The sequence below is a fragment of the Macrococcus capreoli genome (genome assembly GCF_025628935.1).
In the GTDB taxonomy this organism is placed as follows: domain Bacteria; phylum Bacillota; class Bacilli; order Staphylococcales; family Staphylococcaceae; genus Macrococcoides; species Macrococcoides capreoli.
In genome coordinates this window covers 39542-58380 of sequence record NZ_JAOTIS010000013.1, presented here as the reverse complement: position 1 = coordinate 58380, position 18839 = coordinate 39542, and the positions used below count along the sequence as shown (strand labels likewise).

Annotated in this window: 20 protein-coding genes; 18 read left to right on the top strand and 2 right to left on the bottom strand. The window is 38.6% G+C overall.

Features of this window, described 5'->3' with window-relative positions; genetic code table 11:
• The first annotated feature begins 47 nt into the window (after positions 1-47).
• Entirely contained in the window at positions 48-1241 is a 1194-nt protein-coding gene (locus OCL94_RS10350) for a M20 family metallopeptidase (protein WP_262996841.1), read from the top strand.
• Entirely contained in the window at positions 1222-2397 is a 1176-nt protein-coding gene (gene ldmS / locus OCL94_RS10345) for an L-aspartate--L-methionine ligase LdmS (RefSeq protein ID WP_262996840.1), read from the top strand. Before OCL94_RS10350 ends, ldmS begins: the two co-directional genes overlap by 20 nt.
• A 234-nt stretch (positions 2398-2631) precedes the next feature.
• Here ldmS and coaW read toward each other — a convergent pair whose 3' ends face one another.
• A complete protein-coding gene (coaW, locus tag OCL94_RS10340; RefSeq protein ID WP_262996839.1) occupies positions 2632-3444 on the bottom strand; it encodes a type II pantothenate kinase in 813 nt (270 codons plus the stop codon).
• 154 nt (positions 3445-3598) lie between these two features.
• Here coaW and OCL94_RS10335 point away from each other — a divergent pair, with 154 nt between their 5' ends.
• From OCL94_RS10335 to OCL94_RS10320, 4 genes are all read left to right on the top strand, one after another.
• The gene (locus tag OCL94_RS10335; RefSeq protein ID WP_262996838.1) at positions 3599-4414 is read left to right on the top strand and encodes a GNAT family N-acetyltransferase; all 816 of its coding nucleotides are present in this window, start codon (positions 3599-3601) and stop codon (positions 4412-4414) included.
• A 75-nt stretch (positions 4415-4489) separates the two neighbouring features.
• Positions 4490-5014 carry a DNA-directed RNA polymerase subunit delta gene (rpoE, locus tag OCL94_RS10330; RefSeq protein WP_262996837.1) on the top strand — a complete coding sequence of 175 codons (525 nt, stop codon included), beginning with the start codon at positions 4490-4492 and terminating at the stop codon, positions 5012-5014.
• 135 nt (positions 5015-5149) lie between these two features.
• Positions 5150-6748, top strand: a complete 1599-nt coding sequence (locus OCL94_RS10325) for a CTP synthase (RefSeq protein ID WP_262996836.1) — start codon at positions 5150-5152, stop codon at positions 6746-6748.
• 115 nt (positions 6749-6863) lie between these two features.
• A complete protein-coding gene (locus tag OCL94_RS10320) occupies positions 6864-7754 on the top strand; it encodes a nuclease-related domain-containing protein (protein ID WP_262996835.1) in 891 nt (296 codons plus the stop codon).
• A 216-nt stretch (positions 7755-7970) separates the two neighbouring features.
• Here the strand turns inward: OCL94_RS10320 and OCL94_RS10315 are convergent, their stop codons facing one another.
• Positions 7971-8465 carry a DUF2529 domain-containing protein gene (locus tag OCL94_RS10315; RefSeq protein WP_262996834.1) on the bottom strand — a complete coding sequence of 165 codons (495 nt, stop codon included), beginning with the start codon at positions 8463-8465 and terminating at the stop codon, positions 7971-7973.
• 62 nt (positions 8466-8527) lie between these two features.
• Between OCL94_RS10315 and OCL94_RS10310 the strand changes: the two genes are divergently transcribed.
• The 12 genes from OCL94_RS10310 (at position 8528) to OCL94_RS10255 (ending at position 18833) form a co-directional block, all read left to right on the top strand.
• Positions 8528-8875: a response regulator gene (locus OCL94_RS10310; RefSeq protein ID WP_262996833.1), complete on the top strand. Its 348-nt coding sequence runs from the start codon at positions 8528-8530 to the stop codon at positions 8873-8875.
• A 91-nt stretch (positions 8876-8966) separates the two neighbouring features.
• Positions 8967-9824, top strand: coding sequence for a class IIb fructose-bisphosphate aldolase FdaB (gene fdaB, locus OCL94_RS10305; protein ID WP_262996832.1), 858 nt, complete (start codon positions 8967-8969; stop codon positions 9822-9824).
• 189 nt (positions 9825-10013) lie between these two features.
• The gene (locus tag OCL94_RS10300; RefSeq protein ID WP_262996831.1) at positions 10014-11273 is read left to right on the top strand and encodes a UDP-N-acetylglucosamine 1-carboxyvinyltransferase; all 1260 of its coding nucleotides are present in this window, start codon (positions 10014-10016) and stop codon (positions 11271-11273) included.
• A gap of 102 nt (positions 11274-11375) precedes the next feature.
• Positions 11376-11705: a winged helix-turn-helix transcriptional regulator gene (locus OCL94_RS10295; RefSeq protein ID WP_262996830.1), complete on the top strand. Its 330-nt coding sequence runs from the start codon at positions 11376-11378 to the stop codon at positions 11703-11705.
• A gap of 136 nt (positions 11706-11841) precedes the next feature.
• Positions 11842-12819 (top strand): class II fructose-bisphosphatase, encoded by a 978-nt coding sequence (gene glpX / locus OCL94_RS10290; protein WP_262996829.1) that lies wholly within the window; start codon positions 11842-11844, stop codon positions 12817-12819.
• A 163-nt stretch (positions 12820-12982) separates the two neighbouring features.
• Positions 12983-14299 (top strand): transcription termination factor Rho, encoded by a 1317-nt coding sequence (gene rho, locus OCL94_RS10285; RefSeq protein WP_262996861.1) that lies wholly within the window; start codon positions 12983-12985, stop codon positions 14297-14299.
• A gap of 116 nt (positions 14300-14415) precedes the next feature.
• Positions 14416-14670 carry a type B 50S ribosomal protein L31 gene (locus OCL94_RS10280; protein ID WP_262996828.1) on the top strand — a complete coding sequence of 85 codons (255 nt, stop codon included), beginning with the start codon at positions 14416-14418 and terminating at the stop codon, positions 14668-14670.
• A gap of 132 nt (positions 14671-14802) precedes the next feature.
• Positions 14803-15378, top strand: a complete 576-nt coding sequence (locus OCL94_RS10275; RefSeq protein WP_262996827.1) for a thymidine kinase — start codon at positions 14803-14805, stop codon at positions 15376-15378.
• Between the two features lie 22 nt (positions 15379-15400).
• Complete coding sequence (gene prfA / locus OCL94_RS10270; RefSeq protein WP_262996826.1) at positions 15401-16477, top strand: peptide chain release factor 1; 1077 nt, start codon at positions 15401-15403, stop codon at positions 16475-16477.
• Positions 16464-17306 carry a peptide chain release factor N(5)-glutamine methyltransferase gene (prmC, locus tag OCL94_RS10265; RefSeq protein ID WP_262996825.1) on the top strand — a complete coding sequence of 281 codons (843 nt, stop codon included), beginning with the start codon at positions 16464-16466 and terminating at the stop codon, positions 17304-17306. Before prfA ends, prmC begins: the two co-directional genes overlap by 14 nt.
• An 88-nt stretch (positions 17307-17394) precedes the next feature.
• Positions 17395-18399 carry an L-threonylcarbamoyladenylate synthase gene (locus OCL94_RS10260; protein ID WP_262996824.1) on the top strand — a complete coding sequence of 335 codons (1005 nt, stop codon included), beginning with the start codon at positions 17395-17397 and terminating at the stop codon, positions 18397-18399.
• An 8-nt stretch (positions 18400-18407) separates the two neighbouring features.
• Positions 18408-18833, top strand: a complete 426-nt coding sequence (locus OCL94_RS10255) for a low molecular weight protein arginine phosphatase (protein WP_262996823.1) — start codon at positions 18408-18410, stop codon at positions 18831-18833.
• Positions 18834-18839 lie beyond the last annotated feature (6 nt).

The window sequence follows — 18839 nt, the reverse complement described above, 5'->3', positions numbered from 1 at the left end:
ATTCCTATCTGGGAATGTCTTTTTTCGTTAATAAAGGAGTGGACGACATGGAAGAGAAAGTGATTCAGTTTATTGATCAACATAGGGCACAATTTATTCGTATTAGTCATGAAATACATGCACGACCAGAATTGGGGAATGAAGAATATTTTGCATCAAGTTTATTATGTAAAACATTAAAAGATGCAGGATTTAGTATAGAGCGTGATATTGCAGGGCATGAAACAGGGTTCATTGCGACGTATGAAAGTGAGCAGGCAGGTCCGACGATTGCTTATTTAGCTGAATATGATGCGCTGCCAGGGCTTGGCCATGCGTGTGGCCATAATATTATCGGGACGAGTAGCGTGTTGTCTGCAATTGCATTAAAAGAAGTTATCGATGACATTGGTGGTGTCATCCAGGTGTTTGGAACGCCGGCCGAGGAAGGTGGCGTCAATGGTAGCGCGAAAGCGTCGTATGTGAAAGCAGGATTATTTAATGATTGTGATGTCGCGCTCATGATTCATCCGGGTCATGAATCGTTTAGAACCGTTCCGACGCTTGCAGTGGATGTTTTTGAAGTGGAGTTCTTTGGCAAGACAGCACATGCTTCTGAAAATGCACATAATGGGATTAACGCACTAGATGCGATGATTAGTTTCTTTAATGGCATCGGTCAGCTACGACAGCATATCAAGAAGACAGATAAAGTACATGGCGTTATTTTAGATGGTGGGAAATCGGCAAATATTATACCAGACTATACGAAAGCCAGATTCTATACGCGTGCAATCAGTCGTAAAGACTTAGATGTCCTTACAGCTAAAGTTGACCGTGTTGCACAAGGAGCAGCATTAACTGCGGGTGCTGAATACAAATTAAATCATATTCAAAATGGTGTGAATGAATTTGTGAGAAATACGTATTTAGATGATTTGTTTGAAAAACATGCAAATCTGCATAATGAACCGATATTACACGATGATTTTGGTTTCGGATCAACGGATACAGGGAATGTGAGTCACATCATCCCTACGATTCATCCGCATATTAAGATGGGACCTTCAAGCTTAGTTGGACATACGGATGCTTTCCGTGAAGCAGCGAAAAGTGCACACGGCGACCATGCGTTATTACAAGGTGCGAAGATTATGGCGACGATGGCAATTGAGTTGATTCAGCGCCCAGAAGAACTTGCGCGTATTAAATACTTACACGAATCATTAAAGGAGAACATTTATGGCGAAACAATTAAATAAATTACCACTTGTAATGAAAGATTTATACGGGGACAACGTACTGTATTCATCAAGACCATCTTATACATATAACCCGTGGCTGCAACCAGAGGAGCATCAGTCAAATATGCTGAGTGCGAGAGAATTGCTGATTGCTCAAATGCCAGTTGTCGTTCATGAAGCGACTGTGACGGATAAGACTGAAACGCTGTTTCATGCAGTAGGTTTTGAGATGCCTGAAGGATACAGAACATATGACACGCGTGAAGATTATGAACGCATATTACGTGAGGCAGTGGATAATGGCGAGAAGCTATTTTTTCAGTATGCGCACGAGGAGTCGTTAGTGCCCGGCAATCAATATGTTGTACCACGTGATAAATTTCTCGCATTAAATAATAAATCGATATTAGATCAATGGACGAAAGGTAAATATTTGCCGAAACGTGATGTTGTTTCGATTGATAATTTTGAGGCAGTAGTAAAAGAGTGGACGTTACCATTTGTTATTAAACCTGGCGATGAACATCCAACAGCCGGAGGGTACGGTGTTATGATTTGTTACACGGAAGAAGATGTAGCGAAAGCGATTGAACGTGTACGTCAAGCTGAAGGGACAAGTCAAATGATTATCGAGCAGTTTGTAGCACCGGAGAAGAACTATTGTGTGCAATATGCGTGCACGAAAGATGGAACACCTCAGTTTATCGGTTGTAGTCATCAAATCACAGAAAAATACGGCAAATACCGCGGCAATATTATTGATCACGATATTCCGCAAGATGTGATTGATGCTGGACTGGAAATTATGCGAAACGGTGTTGAGGCTGGATATGTTGGTATTGCTGGCTTTGATTTGCTTGTGGATAAAGAAGGCGTGATCTATGCGATTGATTTAAACTTTAGGCAAAATGGCTCTAGTTCATTACTTTTACTGGATAGTGTGTTGAATGGCGGGTATAAGAAATTTTTAGCGTATTATAGCAAAGGGGATAACGAAGCGTTTTATAACGCAATACTGGAAGAAGTGAAAGCAGGTTATTTATTCCCGTTAGCTTATTATAATGGAGATTATAAAGAAAAGAATGGCTTCCCGTCACGTTTCGTATGTATTTGGCATGGTGAAGAGCACATCGTTAATGAGCGAATGAAGGACTTTGAAAGGAAGATATTATAGTATGTCAAAGAAAAGTAATGGCACAGGCATTGCAGTTGCGTTAACGGTAATTAGTGCAACGTTAATCCCGTTCTTGTATAGTTTGGTGAAGTTTATTGGTAAGAAATAAAACAGGAGAGGCTGTCGAACTTGCGTTTAGCCCTAAGCAAAATAAGAAACTCAACCTAAATCGCTCTTTGATTTAGGTTGAGTTTTGTTTTTGTCTTCAGTAGTCTGGTGTCTAAATGCTTTGTCTTATGCCTCTGACATCAACCTCAACGTACCGACTGCCCCTGAATATTCTCCGTTCTCGATAAAGTACGGTTTGAAGTTGCGTAATACTGTATAGTTCATTACGATGTCACGTAGTAATGTGTTGTCCAGGAAACTTGAACCGATATAAACGACATATTCTGCACCAAATTCGCGTGCTGCATGAATGGATACAGTTGTTACAGTTTCACCGACAACTCCGAGTACTGATGCTATCTTATCGGCATCAGTAAAGTGTTCGTTGTCTTTGTTATGGAGTACATTACCAAAGTTCGCAGCAGTCAGTTCACCAGGTATCGGCGTTTTATCGCCTTTATAGATGTGTTTCACTTTTAAGTCGATAATATCGCGGTTACCTTCTTTCGCTAAGCTTACGATATCTTCGTATTGATCCAGACCTGTTAGTAAGTACGACAATCCCATCATCATACCACCGCCAGCACCTGTACCGCCAGCGCGGATTTGTTTTCCTTCATTAACGAAATGAATAGAAGTCCCCGTTCCAACATTGCTGAAGATGAATTTTGAAATATCTAGGTTCATTTCTGTTAAAAATGATTGAATCCCGCGGAAAGTAGCATCAAACTCAATGGATTGAAACGCATTTTGTGGAATTAAACTTTGTAAATACGTTGCTTTCCCACCTGTTAATGCAACTTGAGCGTCCGGTACAGTTTTTAACCATTCGGCTACTTGTTCAATTTCAGTGCTCGGTTGCTTTTTGAATGTCAATGTATCATTTTCTAAGATGGCGATTTTAATTAATGTACCACCAGCATCGATTCCAATTTTCATATGATTACCTCATTTAATTTGTTTTTGTCATTATACTATATTGCATTACCGTTTGTGTCGTTTCACAGTTTTGTTTAAATTTTGTGATAATTTTTCTTGAAACAGGGTATATATTGAGTAAATTATTAAATTCAACTTTGATGGAGGCAACAATATGGAATTCATAGGGTCGCAAATTAAGATTGTACAATATAAAGAGGAATATCGTGAACAGCTGGAAGCGTTCGAATTAACAGAAAGACAAATGATTTATTCTTCATTGCCGGTAGAAGTATTAGATGAAGGATTATATGATCCAAACCGTAGACCGTGTATCGTGTTAAATCACGATGATCAGGTGGTAGGCTTTTTCGTATTACACCAACATTATCAACATGAAGGATACGATACGCCAGTAAATGCTGTGTACGTCCGTAGTTTATCAATTAATAATAAATTACAAGGTCAAGGGTATGGAACTGAAATCATGATGAATATTCCTGAATTCGCGCAAAGCGTATTTCCGGATTTCGAACATTTATTTTTAGTTGTTGATGCAGAGAATCAAGGGGCATGGAACTTATATGAGCGTGCCGGATTTATGCATTTAGCGACAAATCCGAATGGACCAATCGGTAAAGAGCGTTTGTATTACTTAGATTTAGATGCGAAATATGTATCGAAATTACGTTTAGTGCGAGATGATGCTATTGTTCGTCTGTTAAAAGATGAAGATGAAGTGGGTACGTTGGAATTGACTGTAGACGGTAAAGTGGCTGTCTTAAAGGCGATGAATATTAAGGAAGATGTGGAGACGATTCGAGAGAACGTATTGCGTCAAATTGCAACGTTTGTACGTAAACATTATGAAGCAGTTGTGCAAATTGAAGCGGATGTACCTGATGCATTGATTGATGTGTATTTAAATAATAATTTTGTGGCGATGGATTCAGACCGTCCAAATTATTTAACGAAATTAATTCGTTATTAACCTTGCTTTGGAGGTCATTTTCTTGATATGATGTAGTGTGAACTTAAACTAGCATAGTTTGAAAGGACGAAGAAAATGAAAATCTCTGAATATACAAAAGAAATGATAGACGAAAATTCTTTTATCGACTTAGCTTATATGTACTTAACTGAAAAAGGTAAAGAAGTAAACCTTTATGATCTTATCGACGAATTCCAGGCCATTGGTGAATATTCTAGTGAAGAAATCGAAACACGCGTTGTTCAGTTCTACACAGATTTAAACACAGATGGTCGTTTCTTATCAACTGGCGAATATATGTGGGGGCTTCGCGACTGGTATTCAGTAGATGATATTGAAGAGAAGATCGCGCCAACTGTACAGAAATTTGACGTACTTGATGAAGATGATGAAGATGCACCGAAGATTGCATTACTTGGTGAAGATGAAGTTGAAGATGAGTTAGACTTAGTCATCGACAGTGAAGACGAAGAAAATGTAGATGCTGAAGACGAAGACGTTGAAGACGAACTAGAAGAAGCTGGATTAGTCGTTGAAGCGGATGAATTTGACGAAGAAGACGATGATTTCGAAGATGAAGAAGAAGAGGAAGAATTATAATCTCAGTTGACATTCGAGCAAAAAATGATTATTATTTTACTTGGGCTCCTTTAATTAGGACGAACGTATAAACTTATGCGCTCCCTTTGCTTTTGGCAAACGGAGTGCTTTTTTATTTTTTCTAGGAGGTAAGTCATGACAAAATTTATATTTGTAACAGGTGGCGTAGTTTCTTCTTTAGGTAAAGGGATTACTGCAGCGAGTTTAGGAAGATTACTTAAAAACCGTGGATTAAATGTAACGATTCAAAAGTTCGATCCATATTTAAACGTGGATCCAGGTACGATGAGCCCATATCAACATGGTGAAGTATTTGTAACGGATGATGGTGCAGAAACTGACTTAGACTTAGGTCACTATGAGCGTTTCATTGATATTAATTTAAATCAATATTCTAACGTGACTGCAGGGCGTGTTTATTCTCACGTATTAAAGAAAGAACGTCGTGGAGATTATTTAGGTGGAACAGTACAAGTTATACCCCATATCACAAATGAAATTAAATCACGTTTATTATTAGCAGGTGAATCAACGAAAGCGGATGTTGTTATTACTGAGATTGGTGGTACAACAGGTGATATCGAATCGTTACCGTTCATTGAATCAATTCGTCAAATTAAGAGTGATTTAGGACGTGAGAACGTAATGTACATCCACTGTACGTTATTACCTTATATTAAAGCGGCCGGCGAAATGAAGACGAAACCGACACAACACTCAGTAAAAGAGTTACGTGGATTAGGTATTCAACCAGATATGATCGTTGTGCGTACTGAGTATGAAATGACTGAAGATTTACGTGATAAGATTGCGTTATTCTGTGATATTGATAAGAAATCAGTAATTGAATGTCGCGATGCGGACACGTTATATCAAATTCCAGTCGCATTACAAGCACAACATATGGACGATTTAGTTATCGAACGTTTAGGCTTAGAAGCAAGCGGTGAAGCGGATTTAACAGAATGGAACCAATTATTAGATACGGTACGTAATTTAGAAGGATCAGTACGTATTGCTTTAGTAGGTAAATATGTCGCATTACAAGATGCGTATCTGTCAGTTGCTGAAGCATTGAAACATGCTGGATATGCATTCGGTAAAGATATCGAGATCGACTGGATTAACTCAGAAGAACTAGACGTTACTAACTATAAAGAACGCCTTAAAGATGCCGACGGTATTTTAGTACCGGGTGGATTCGGTGAACGTGGTATTGAAGGTAAAATTTTAGCAACGCAATACGCACGTGAAAATAACATTCCGTTCTTCGGTATTTGTTTAGGTATGCAACTTGCAACAGTTGAATTTGCACGTAATGTTGTCGGACTTAAAGGTGCACATTCAGCAGAACTTGATCCAAACACACCATACCCAGTGATCGCATTATTACCAGATCAAAAAGATGTTGTTGACTTAGGCGGTACTTTACGTTTAGGGTTATATCCATGTGAAGTACAAGAAGGAACGAAAGCATTTGAAGCATATGGTGTTAGCCATGTTGACGAGCGACACCGTCACCGCTACGAGTTCAACAATGAATACCGCGCGCGTTTAGAAGAGAAAGGTTTAGTATTCTCAGGACTTTCACCAGACGGTCGTTTAGTTGAAATCGTAGAGATTCCAGACCATAAATGGTTCGTGGCATGTCAATTCCACCCAGAATTCTTATCACGCCCGATGAAACCACAAAGCTTATTCCGTGGATTCGTGGAAGCAGCTATCAAGAAATAATAATATTATCGAGACCGCCTTTAAGGTGGTCTTTTTTTGTAGGATTATAGTTAACTTTTGTTAACTATTGATTTTAGTTTATCGTTGTTGTAAATTTGATTATAGGAGGTGTAATATGTTTCTTAAACTTCACGAACCAGATAGGAAGATCAGCTATTTAATGAATATTGATGGAAGGTGTAAATTAAGTGAAGATGATGGTCGTACTTTGTTTGGTTATCAACTTGGTTATGAAGGTGAGCATTACTTTTATCAATTGTTAAATGAAGTGACAGGTGGATTGAAGCTTTGGGATATTACATTAAAAGAATCGAGTAAGGCTCAATTTGATTTTGTGGTGATAGGAGAAGGAACTGTTTATCATTTTGATGTAAAGAATTATTCGGGTATTTATACATATATTGATGGACTATTTAAGAAAGAGAACGGTAGTGTGGATCAAACAATCATGACGCAGCTGAAACGTGCTGATATTATTTTATCTCAATTTTTGATGCGAAATGGCTATCGATATCATCATGAGAGTCGAATTGTATTTGTGAACGAATCCTTCAGATTAAAGAATTTCAATGGCGATAGTTGCATCAAATTTCCTAATCAAGTACATGATATTATTAATCATTTGAAACAACTCGGGCCACCGACACAAGAGGATTATCGATTAGCTCGTGCTTTAATTGAAGCAAATGATCCAGATGTCCGCCGTTTCGCATATTACAATTTTGAATCGTTACGTAAGGGTTATAAGTGTCCTAAATGTAAACGATACGGGAGAGTAACAGTCTTACCAAATCGGAAAACTGTCGTTTGTGTGTGTGAGAGAAAGATGGCGAAATCAGATTATATTACCGAATGTGCAAGACAGATGTGGATATTAAAGAATGCACCATTCAAAATCCAGGAAATAGCGGCGTGGAGCGGGTGTGACAAGAAGACAGTTCAGCGTGCGCTGAAGAAGTATTGTCATTACAGTGGTGATAAACGTGCTAGAATGTATTGGTTTTAGTACTTGGGTATGGCTACGCTTAGATGACATGTCCATTATCGTGTAGTTAATGGACAAGTGGCCAAGAAAAACGAGGAAATAATGTGCGACATGTCCATTATCGTGTAGTTAATGGACAAGTGGCCAAGAAAAACGAAGAAATAATGTATGACATGTCCATTATCGTGTAGTTAATGGACACGTCGCTTTTTAAAATCGTTGCAGTTATATTAAACCCTACTCCTCAACCAGCATCTCGTGCATCACACTATAAATCGCATAATAAATATAGTTCATTGCCATAACATGTGGTGTAATGATACGGCTGAAGTCTTCTGTTGGTACAATTGCGCGTGGAGTGCTTAAGTCGATATAATTCATCGCAGTAATATCGTCGTGTTTATTGCAAACTAATACGTAATCAATATTGCGCGTTTCTAAACTATCGACAAATTCAGCTGTACTTTCATCATATGTATCACTCATAACAAGGACACGATCAGTTGAGTCAACGATAGCATCTGAAATATACACTTGCGCATCGAATAAGCTTTCTTTACTATTGACAACAAAGTCTTCGAAACATTTTAAATCGCCGAAACCTTTCACATAAATACAACCTTCACCAACAACAGCTTGTGCCAACAATCGACCGGCAATATCTAATTCCATCTCTTGATTATCTATTTTTTTAAAGATACCATTGAGTTGTGTACTTAATATTTTAAGCATAGCCATCCTTCTTTCTAAAATCGTTACAACATATCATATCATATACGAAGGGAAAGTATTATATGAAAATATTAGTAGTAGACGATGAACTTAATATTCGCTTATTATTACAGGAAATATTTAATTTAAAAGGTTACGATACAACTCTTGCTGAAAACGGGGAACAAGCGTTATCGATGATACGCAATCAACAATATGACATTGTATTTCTGGACAGAAAAATGCCGGTGTTGTCTGGTGAAGCAACGCTAAATCAAATTCGAACATTCTCAGATATTCCCGTTTATCTCATCTCAGCATTTCAGACAGACGAAGAAGTTCAGACAATCAAGTCAAAAGGTGCGACGGGTGTTTTAATGAAGCCGTTTACAATTGACGAAGTTTTGAACATTGCACAAAAGTACGCATAATTGAGGCCTAAAAGCATGCATTTCATTATGCGAAATGCTATACTAACGTTATAAAAATAGTGCTTAAGCACAAACAAGGAGGATTTTATCCATGCCATTAGTTTCTATGAAAGAAATGTTAATCAAAGCAAAAGAAGGTGGTTATGCTGTTGGTCAATACAACCTTAACAACCTTGAGTACACTCAAGCAATCTTAGGTGCATCACAAGAAGAGAACGCTCCAGTTATTTTAGGTGTTTCTGAAGGTGCTGCTAAATATATGGGTGGCTTCTACACAGTAGTGAAGATGGTTGAAGGTTTAATGAAAGACATGAACATCACTGTTCCTGTAGCTATTCATTTAGATCACGGTTCAAGCTTCGAAAACTGTAAAGCTGCGATTGACGCTGGATTTACTTCTGTTATGATCGATGCTTCACATCATTCATTTGAAGAGAACGTTGAAATTACTAGCAAAGTTGTTGAATACGCACATTCTAAAGGTGTTTCTGTTGAAGCAGAATTAGGTCGTGTTGGTGGACAAGAAGACGACGTAGTATCTGACGGTGTAGTATACGCAGATGCAGCTGAGTGTAAGGAATTAGTTGAGAAAACTGGTATCGACTGCTTAGCGCCAGCATTAGGTTCAGTTCATGGTCCTTACAAAGGTGAACCAAACTTAGGATTCAAAGAAATGGAAGAAATCGGTAAAGAAACTGGTTTACCATTAGTATTACACGGTGGTACTGGTATCCCAACGAAAGATATCGTGAAATCAATTTCTTTAGGAACAGCTAAAATCAACGTAAATACTGAAAACCAAATCGCTTCTGCTAAAGCAGTTCGTGAAACATTAAACAATGATGCTGAAGTTTACGATCCACGTAAATACTTAGGACCAGCACGTGAAGCAATTAAAGCGACTGTTATCGGTAAAATTAGAGAATTCGGTACTTCAAATAAAGCGTAATTCACGCAACAACGAAAGACTGATGCACTTAGTGCATTGGTCTTTTTTTCTTGACTAATTTTACCCTGTCCTTTATATTTGACTTCATGCTTTTTATTTTTTGCAATAATAAAATGAATTAGTTTATAATAGAAAATAATAGACATTTGTAAGATAAACGTGTGTGATAAAAGTTAAAGGAGTACAACTATGTCAGAAGAAGTAATTAAAATAAGAGGTGGTCATCCTCTTAAAGGATCAGTTCAAATCAGTGGAGCTAAAAATAGTGCTGTTGCTTTAATTCCGGCAACTTTAATGGCAAATAGTCCAGTTACATTAGAAGGTTTACCAGAAATTTCAGATGTTGTAACTTTAATGAGCTTATTAGAAGATTTAAATATAACGACAACTTTAGATGGCGATAAATTAACAGTCGATCCTTCGAATGCTGTGAATATGCCACTTCCTAATCATAAAGTACAATCATTACGCGCATCATATTATATGATGGGTGCAATGTTAGGTAAGTTTAAGAAATGTGTGATTGGATTACCTGGTGGATGCCCATTAGGACCACGTCCAATTGATCAGCATATTAAAGGATTTGAAGCGTTAGGTGCAACCGTTACGAATGAAGCGGGTGGTATGTACTTAGAAGCACAAGAACTTAAAGGTGCAAAAATATTCTTAGATGTAGTTTCTGTTGGTGCAACCATTAATATTATGCTTGCAGCTTCAATGGCGAAAGGCAAGACTGTGATTGAGAATGCAGCGAAAGAGCCTGAAATCGTTGATGTTGCTACATTATTAAATAATATGGGTGCTAAAATTCGTGGCGCTGGTACAGATACTTTAAAAATTGAAGGTGTTGAATCACTTCATGGCACAACACACACAATTATCCCGGACCGCATTGAAGCAGGAACATATATGTGTGCTGCTGCAATGATGGGTGAGGAAGTATTAATCGAGAATATTATCCCATTACATATGGAACCTTTAACTGCGAAGTTAAAAGAAATGGGCGTTAATGTACAAATTGGAGAAGACAAAGCGCTAATCTCTAAACCTGCAAAGTATAATCCGGTGACGATTACGACAAATGTGTATCCTGGATTTGCGACGGATTTACAACAACCATTTACGCCACTTTTATTTATGGCAAATGGACAAAGTACGATTACAGATACAATTTATCCAGCGCGATTTAAACATGTTGATGAATTATCACGTATGAGTGGTGATATAACTGAATCTGGTGGTACTGCAGTGATTAAACCGTCTAAATTGTCAGGTGCTGAAGTTGCAGCGAGCGACTTGAGAGCAGGCGCTTGTTTAGTGATTGCTGGACTTGCAGCTGAAGGCGTGACAACAGTATACAATGTAAGACATATCGACCGTGGTTATAGCGGTATCGTTGAGAAGTTAAAAGCACTTGGTGCAGATATTTGGCGTGAGACAATCGAATAAATATGAAAAACGGCGCAGGCCGTTTTTTTCTATTATATAAATTTTATAGTTGATATATTTTTTATATCGTTGTACACTATGAATATAAAAGAGGTGAGCAATATGGAAATTTGTCCGTATTTAGAAGAAACATTTAAGATACTTGGTCGCAGCTGGAATGGCTTACTTATAAACTATTTATCACGTTCTGAAGATCGTTCTGCGCATTTTTCTGATATGAAACGTGACTTGAAATCAATTACGCCACGTGCGTTAAGTTTGAAGCTCAGCGAATTGGCTGAATGGGGATTAGTTGAAAAGAAAGTCGTATCAACGACGCCGTTATCTATTAAGTATGTTTTGACAGATAAAGGTTATGCATTATCTGAAGCGATGCACCCAATCGAAGAATGGGCGCAACAACATTTGGAATTAGATGAGAAGAAAGCTTAAAGGAAGGCAATTTATGATGCCTTCTTTTTTTATATGCTGAAATATAAGAACATATGACAACTAATGGTACTCATAATGCTTTAATGTGTTATACTAATAACGATGTTACATATCTAATGCAAAGAGGAGAATGTTTATGGAACGTAGTTTATCGATGGAATTAGTCAGAGTGACTGAAGCGGCAGCGCTTAAAAGTGCACGTTGGGTAGGTAAAGGGTTAAAGAATGAAGCGGATGGCGCGGCGACGACTGCAATGCGTGAAGTATTTGACACTATTCCTATGGACGGTGTCGTTGTCATTGGTGAAGGTGAAATGGACGAAGCACCAATGTTATATATTGGCGAAGAATTAGGGACGAAGGAAGGTCCTCAAATTGATATCGCGGTAGACCCATTAGAAGGAACAACATTAGTTGCAGAAGGTTCGTGGAATGCGATGACTGTACTTGCAGTTGGTGACAGAGGGACGTTGTTACATGCACCAGATATGTATATGGAGAAGATTGCTGTCGGGCCTGATTGTGTCGGTGTCGTTGATATTTCTAAATCAGTCACTGAAAACTTACACGCAGTAGCGAAAGCGAAAGGTAAAGATATTTCAGACGTGACTGCAACGTTATTAAATCGTGAACGTCATGCAGGCATTATTAAAGAAATCCGTGAAGCGGGTGCGCGTATTAAATTAATCGAACATGGTGACGTAGCTGGTGCGATTAATACAGCATTTGACTTCACTGGGGTTGATATATTATTTGGATCAGGTGGTGCGCCTGAAGGTGTGATTGCAGCAGTAGGTATTAAAGCGTTAGGTGGAGACTTCCAAGGTATTTTATTACCAGAAGACGCTGAACAGGAAGAACGTTGTCGTAAGATGGGAATTGAGCCGAATACAGTATTGCAATTAGATGATATGGTAAAAGGTGACGATGCAATCTTTGCTGCAACTGCGGTAACAGATGGTGAGTTAATGAAGGGTGTGCAATTTAAAGGTGGATATGCTGAAACACACTCATTAGTAATGCGTGCGAAATCAGGAACTGTACGTTTCATTCAAGGACGTCATAGCCTTGATAAGAAACCAGGTTTAGTAATCAATAAAGAAGCAACAATATAATGTCTTTTAAGCTTGGGTAAATACTCAAGCTTTTTCTTTTGTTAAAAACGTGCTAAACTATCAATTGATAATCCTCTTATATTCTTCTGTCTTTTCTTTTTGAATTTTCCAAAACGAATACATGCAGTTTAATCATTTAAATAAATTAGAAATGGGTGTTGAAATGGTAGAAAAAGTGAGAACAAGCCCTCAGTATGAGTCTTTTCACGAATTATATAAAAATCACACGACAAAAGCATTAACGACAAGAGCAAAAGAGCTTGGTTTAGTTAATTACAGTAAATTAAATAAAAAAGAGCTTGTCCTTGCCATTATGGAGAAGCAAATGGAGAAAGATGGCAATTATTACATGGAAGGGATATTAGATGATATTCAACCAGATGGTTACGGATTCTTAAGAACAGTTAACTATTCTAAAGGTGAGAAGGATATTTATATCTCTGCAAGTCAAATTCGCCGTTTCGAAATTAAAAAAGGTGATAAAGTAACTGGAAAAGTACGTAAACCGAAAGAAAATGAAAAATATTATGGTTTACTACAAGTTGACTTTGTTAACGACCAAAATGCAGAAGAAGTAAAGAAACGTCCTCACTTCCAGGCATTAACACCGTTATATCCGGATAAACGTATACGCCTTGAAACAACAAAGACGAATTATTCAACGCGTATTATGGATTTAGTGTCGCCGATTGGTTTCGGCCAGCGTGGTATGATTGTCGCGCCACCGAAAGCCGGTAAGACATCATTATTAAAAGAAATTGCCAACGCAATTTGTGTTAATCATCCAGAAGCGAAGTTGTTCATCTTACTCGTCGGCGAACGTCCTGAAGAGGTAACGGATTTAGAACGTTCAGTTGAAGCAGCTGAAGTTGTGCATTCAACATTTGATGAGCCACCAGAACACCACGTGAAAGTGGCTGAGTTATTGTTAGAACGTGCGAAGCGTTTAGTCGAGCTTGGTGAAGATGTTATTATCTTAATGGATTCTATTACACGTCTTGCACGTGCGTATAACTTAGTCATTCCGCCAAGTGGCCGTACGTTATCAGGTGGTTTAGATCCAGCAAGTTTACATCGTCCGAAAGCATTCTTCGGTGCTGCACGTAACATTGAAGCAGGTGGTAGTTTAACGATTTTATCGACTGCATTAGTTGAAACGGGCTCACGTATGGATGACATGATTTATGAAGAATTCAAAGGTACGGGTAACATGGAGCTTACGCTTGATAGAAAGTTAGCTGAAAAGCGTGTGTACCCTGCGATTGATATTCGTCGTAGCTCGACACGTAAGGAAGAGTTGTTACTGGATAAGAAAGAATTAGAAATGGTTTGGCAACTGCGTAATTTATTTACGGATAGCAATGATTTCACAGAACGTTTTTTGCGTCGCTTGAAACAAAGTGAGTCGAATGAAGACTTCTTTGAGCAACTTGGTGAACGTATGGTCGAGAGCGCCAAGACAGGAAAACCAATCATTTAAAAATTAATGTTGCATTTTTACAATGAGACGTATATAATATGTAAGTATTGACGTGAAAATATTTCACGAATAAACTCTGTTCCGGATGGTTCAGGGCAAAGGAGCTGAAAACAATTATGAAACCAGGAATTCACCCAGATTACCACAAAGTAATCTTTTTAGATTCTACAACAGAATTCAAATTCTTAAGTGGATCTACACGTACATCAAATGAAACTATGACTTGGGAAGATGGTAACGAGTACCCAGTTATCCGTTTGGATATCTCTTCTGACTCTCACCCATTCTACACAGGCCGTCAAAAATTCGCATCTGCGGATGGACGTGTTGAACGTTTCAACAAAAAATTCGGTCTTAAGTCAAACAACTAATACTGAAGCAATGAACTCTTATACCTTTTGGTGTAAGAGTTTTTTATATATTTGAAGCATGAATCGCAATGTCATATCATAATTATTATGATATAATAAAGCGATTATGACTTAAAAAGGTGGCAGTATGACATGTATGAGCATTATCATTCAGGTTGGATAGAATGTATTACGGGTAGTATGTTTAGTGGGAAAAGTGAAGAGCTGATTCGTCGTGTACGTCGAGGACTATTTGCGAAACAGCAAGTCATCGTCTTTAAACCATCGATTGACAATCGTTATAGTGATTTAGAGGTTGTATCTCATAATGGGAATAAAGTTGAAGCGGTCAATGTAACACATTCATCTGAAATTATGGAACACGTAAAAGAAGAACATGATATCGTTGCAATTGATGAAATACAGTTTTTTGATCATGATATTGTAGGTGTTGCAACACAGCTTGCTGAAGAAGGATATCGTGTCATTACAGCGGGACTTGATATGGATTTCCGTGGCGTACCGTTTGAACCGGTTCCGGAAATTATGGCAGTCGCTGAACATGTAACGAAATTACAAGCAGTGTGTTCTGTATGTGGCGCACCAAGTTCAAGAACGCAGCGGTTAATTAATGGAGAACCTGCACGTTTCGATGATCCGATTATATTAGTTGGTGCTAAAGAGAGTTACGAACCGAGATGTCGTGAGCATCATATCGTACCTAAATAAAAAATGAAAAGGAGTCAATCAAATGTTTGATCAGTTAGAAATCGTAGAACAACGTTATGAACAGTTAAATGAATTATTAAGTGACCCGGATATCGTCAGCGATACGGATAAATTAAGAGAATACTCGAAAGAACAGGCTGACTTGCAGGAAACGGTAGCTGTGTTTAGAGAATATAAAGATGTTAAGCAACAGCTTGAAGAAGCGTTAGAAATGATGAGTGACGCAAGTGATGCAGACGAACAGGAAATGATTAAAGAAGAAATCAATACATTGAAGCCTCAAATTCCTGAATTAGAGGAAAAGATGAAGTTCTTATTAATCCCGAAAGATCCAATGGACGATAAGAACGTAGTGATGGAGATTCGTGGTGCTGCAGGTGGAGACGAAGCAAATATTTTCGCGGGCGATTTATTCCGTATGTATTCAAGATTCTCTGAAGAGCAAGGCTGGAAGATTGAAGTAATGGAAACGAATGAAGCAGACCATGGTGGATTTAAAGAGATCAGTTTCACGATTATCGGTAAAGGTGCATATAGTAAATTGAAATTTGAAAATGGTGCGCACCGTGTTCAACGTATTCCAACTACGGAAAGTGGTGGCCGTATTCACACGTCTACAGCAACAGTTGCTGTATTACCTGAAGTAGAAGACGTAGAGATTGAAATTCGTCAGGAAGACTTACGTATCGAAACATACCGTTCATCAGGTTCTGGTGGTCAGCACGTTAACACGACGGATTCAGCCGTACGTATTACGCACATTCCGACAGGTATCGTTGCAACATCTTCTGAGAAATCTCAGATTAAGAACCGTGAAAAAGCATTAAAATTACTTAAAACACGTGTCTTTGATGCGAAATTACAAGAAGAACAGGCGAAATACTCTGAACAACGTAAATCAGCAGTAGGTACGGGTGACCGCTCAGAACGTATTAGAACGTATAACTATCCACAAAACCGTGTAACAGATCACCGTATCGGCTTAACAATTCAAAAGTTAGATCAAATTGTGGAAGGTAAATTAAGCGAAATTATCGATGCATTAACAATTGCTGAACAAACTTCTAAACTAGAAGCGTTAAACGATGGCGCACTATAATAGTCGCGATTTAATAAAGCGTGGAGAAGCCATATTAGCACAGCACGATGAACCTGTAGTCGGTGCGAAATATTTAATGATGGATTTATTTAATCTATCACAGATGGATATTCTAATGGGAGATAAAGTGCTAACTGATGAAGAGTATGCTATTTATTTCAATGCGATACAGCAGTTAGCGCAACATATCCCGCTGGCTCATATTACAGGTTTTCAAATGTTCTATGACCGTAAGTTTAATGTCACAAAAGATGTACTTGTCCCACGTAATGAAACAGAAGAACTGGTTCAACTCGTGATTCAAAAGTGGCAACAACGCTCGTCATTTGTTGATATCGGTACAGGAAGTGGTGCGATTGCCGTAACGCTTGCTTTAGAACTGCCACGTGTAACTAGTTATGCTGTGGATATCTCGCATGATGCGCTTGAAGTTGCGCGTAGTAATGCAAAGGCACTAGCAGCTGATGTTACATTTATGCAAGGAGATTTACTTCAGCCGTTAATTGAACGCGATATTAAAGTGGATTGTCTCGTGAGTAATCCGCCATATATTGCAGAAAGTGAACGGGATCTCATGAACGATAGTGCGTTACATGATCCGTATATCGCTTTGTTTGCTGACGATGGTGGACTAGCGCTGTATAAACGTATGTTAAATACGATGCATCAAATATTAAATCCGGGCGCACTTGTTGCTTTTGAAATCGGTCATGCGCAAGGAAAAGCAATTTCTGAGTATGTCCAGCAACTTTATCCACACAATGTGCCAACAATCGTTCAGGATATTAATGGTTTAGATCGTATTGTCTGGTTTGAGTGGTGTGAATAAGTTATGCACAAATTACAATGGTTATCCACAATTTGTGCATAACTTTTTATTTTGCGTTAAAATATGAGTTAAGAAAGGGGTTTGTGCGATGGAAACGAAAATATGGGATGTGCGTAACTATGTGGATGACTTATCGACATATCCACAAGTACAGGAAATAATAACAGGCTTTAAAGCGGATGAAATTATTGCGATTCCTACAGAAACAGTTTACGGACTAGCGGCAAATGCACTGAGCAAGGCGGCTGTAGATAAAATATTTGTTGCGAAAGGTCGCCCGCAAGATAATCCGTTAATCGTTCATATTTATGAAATCAAACAAATTGATCAGTTTGCAAGTATTCCAAACGACGCGGTACGTGCGCTTATGAATGCTTTCTGGCCAGGACCTATTTCATTTATACTGCCATTGAAACAGCATGTGTTAGCATCGAGTGTTACTGCGGGACTGGATTCGGTCGCAGTGCGCATGCCAAGTGATGCGATTGCTAGACAGCTGCTGAAGTTATCGTATTTACCGCTAGCAGCACCCTCTGCGAATACGAGTGGTAAACCGTCTCCAACGAATGCAGACCATGTTCTGATGGATATGACCAATAAGATTTACGGAGTCGTGCGCGGCTTTCAAGTTGAAGTTGGTATTGAAAGCACAGTGGTGGACTGCACGTCTTATCCATTTCGTATTGCACGACCTGGTGCGATTAGTGCGCAAGATTTAGAACGCGTTGTACCGGGCTGCATTACAGAAGCTAACTTCGAAATTGAAAAGCCGATAGCGCCGGGTATGAAATATCGCCATTACGCACCGGACAGTCCGATGGAACTTGTAAAGGATATTTCTAAGTTGCAATTATGTGAAGGAGAAGCGGTCATTGCGCCTCAAAGTGAGTTGTCACGTTTTGATACGAGTGTGACGTTTGCATTAGGAGAAACATTTGATGATATAACAGGTGCGATGCATCAATTGTATAGCGCATTACGAGCGATGGACACAATGCCATCCATAAAGAAGATTTACATTGCTGATTATTCGCATGTTAAAGAGAGTGAAGCATTGATGAATCGTATTCATAAAGCGACATCAGGAAAGTAGGAGATGAAATGGAGATTGTATTTGTGTGTACAGGAAATACGTGCCGCAGCCCGTTAGCTGAATCGATTGCGAAGTCGCTAACGGATAACCATGTCTTTACGTCGAGAGGTGTATTTGCTATGGATGGCATGCCTGCCTCTCATCATACGCAGCAAATTATCGCTGATTATCAGTTGCCGAGTGCAACGATGAGTGCTGCATTTCAACCCGTTGATAGCGAGAAAGATTTAATTTTAACGATGACAGCGGGTCATCGTGATACGATACGCGCGATGTATCCATCGAGCAATGTGTTTACACTGATAGAATATGTTTCAGGAATTTCGCGTGATATTCAGGATCCTTATGGTGGTGATTATGATATTTATCACAGCACATTTATGGAATTAAAAGAAAATATCACGAAATTATTAACAAAAATTGATGGAAATTAAACAATA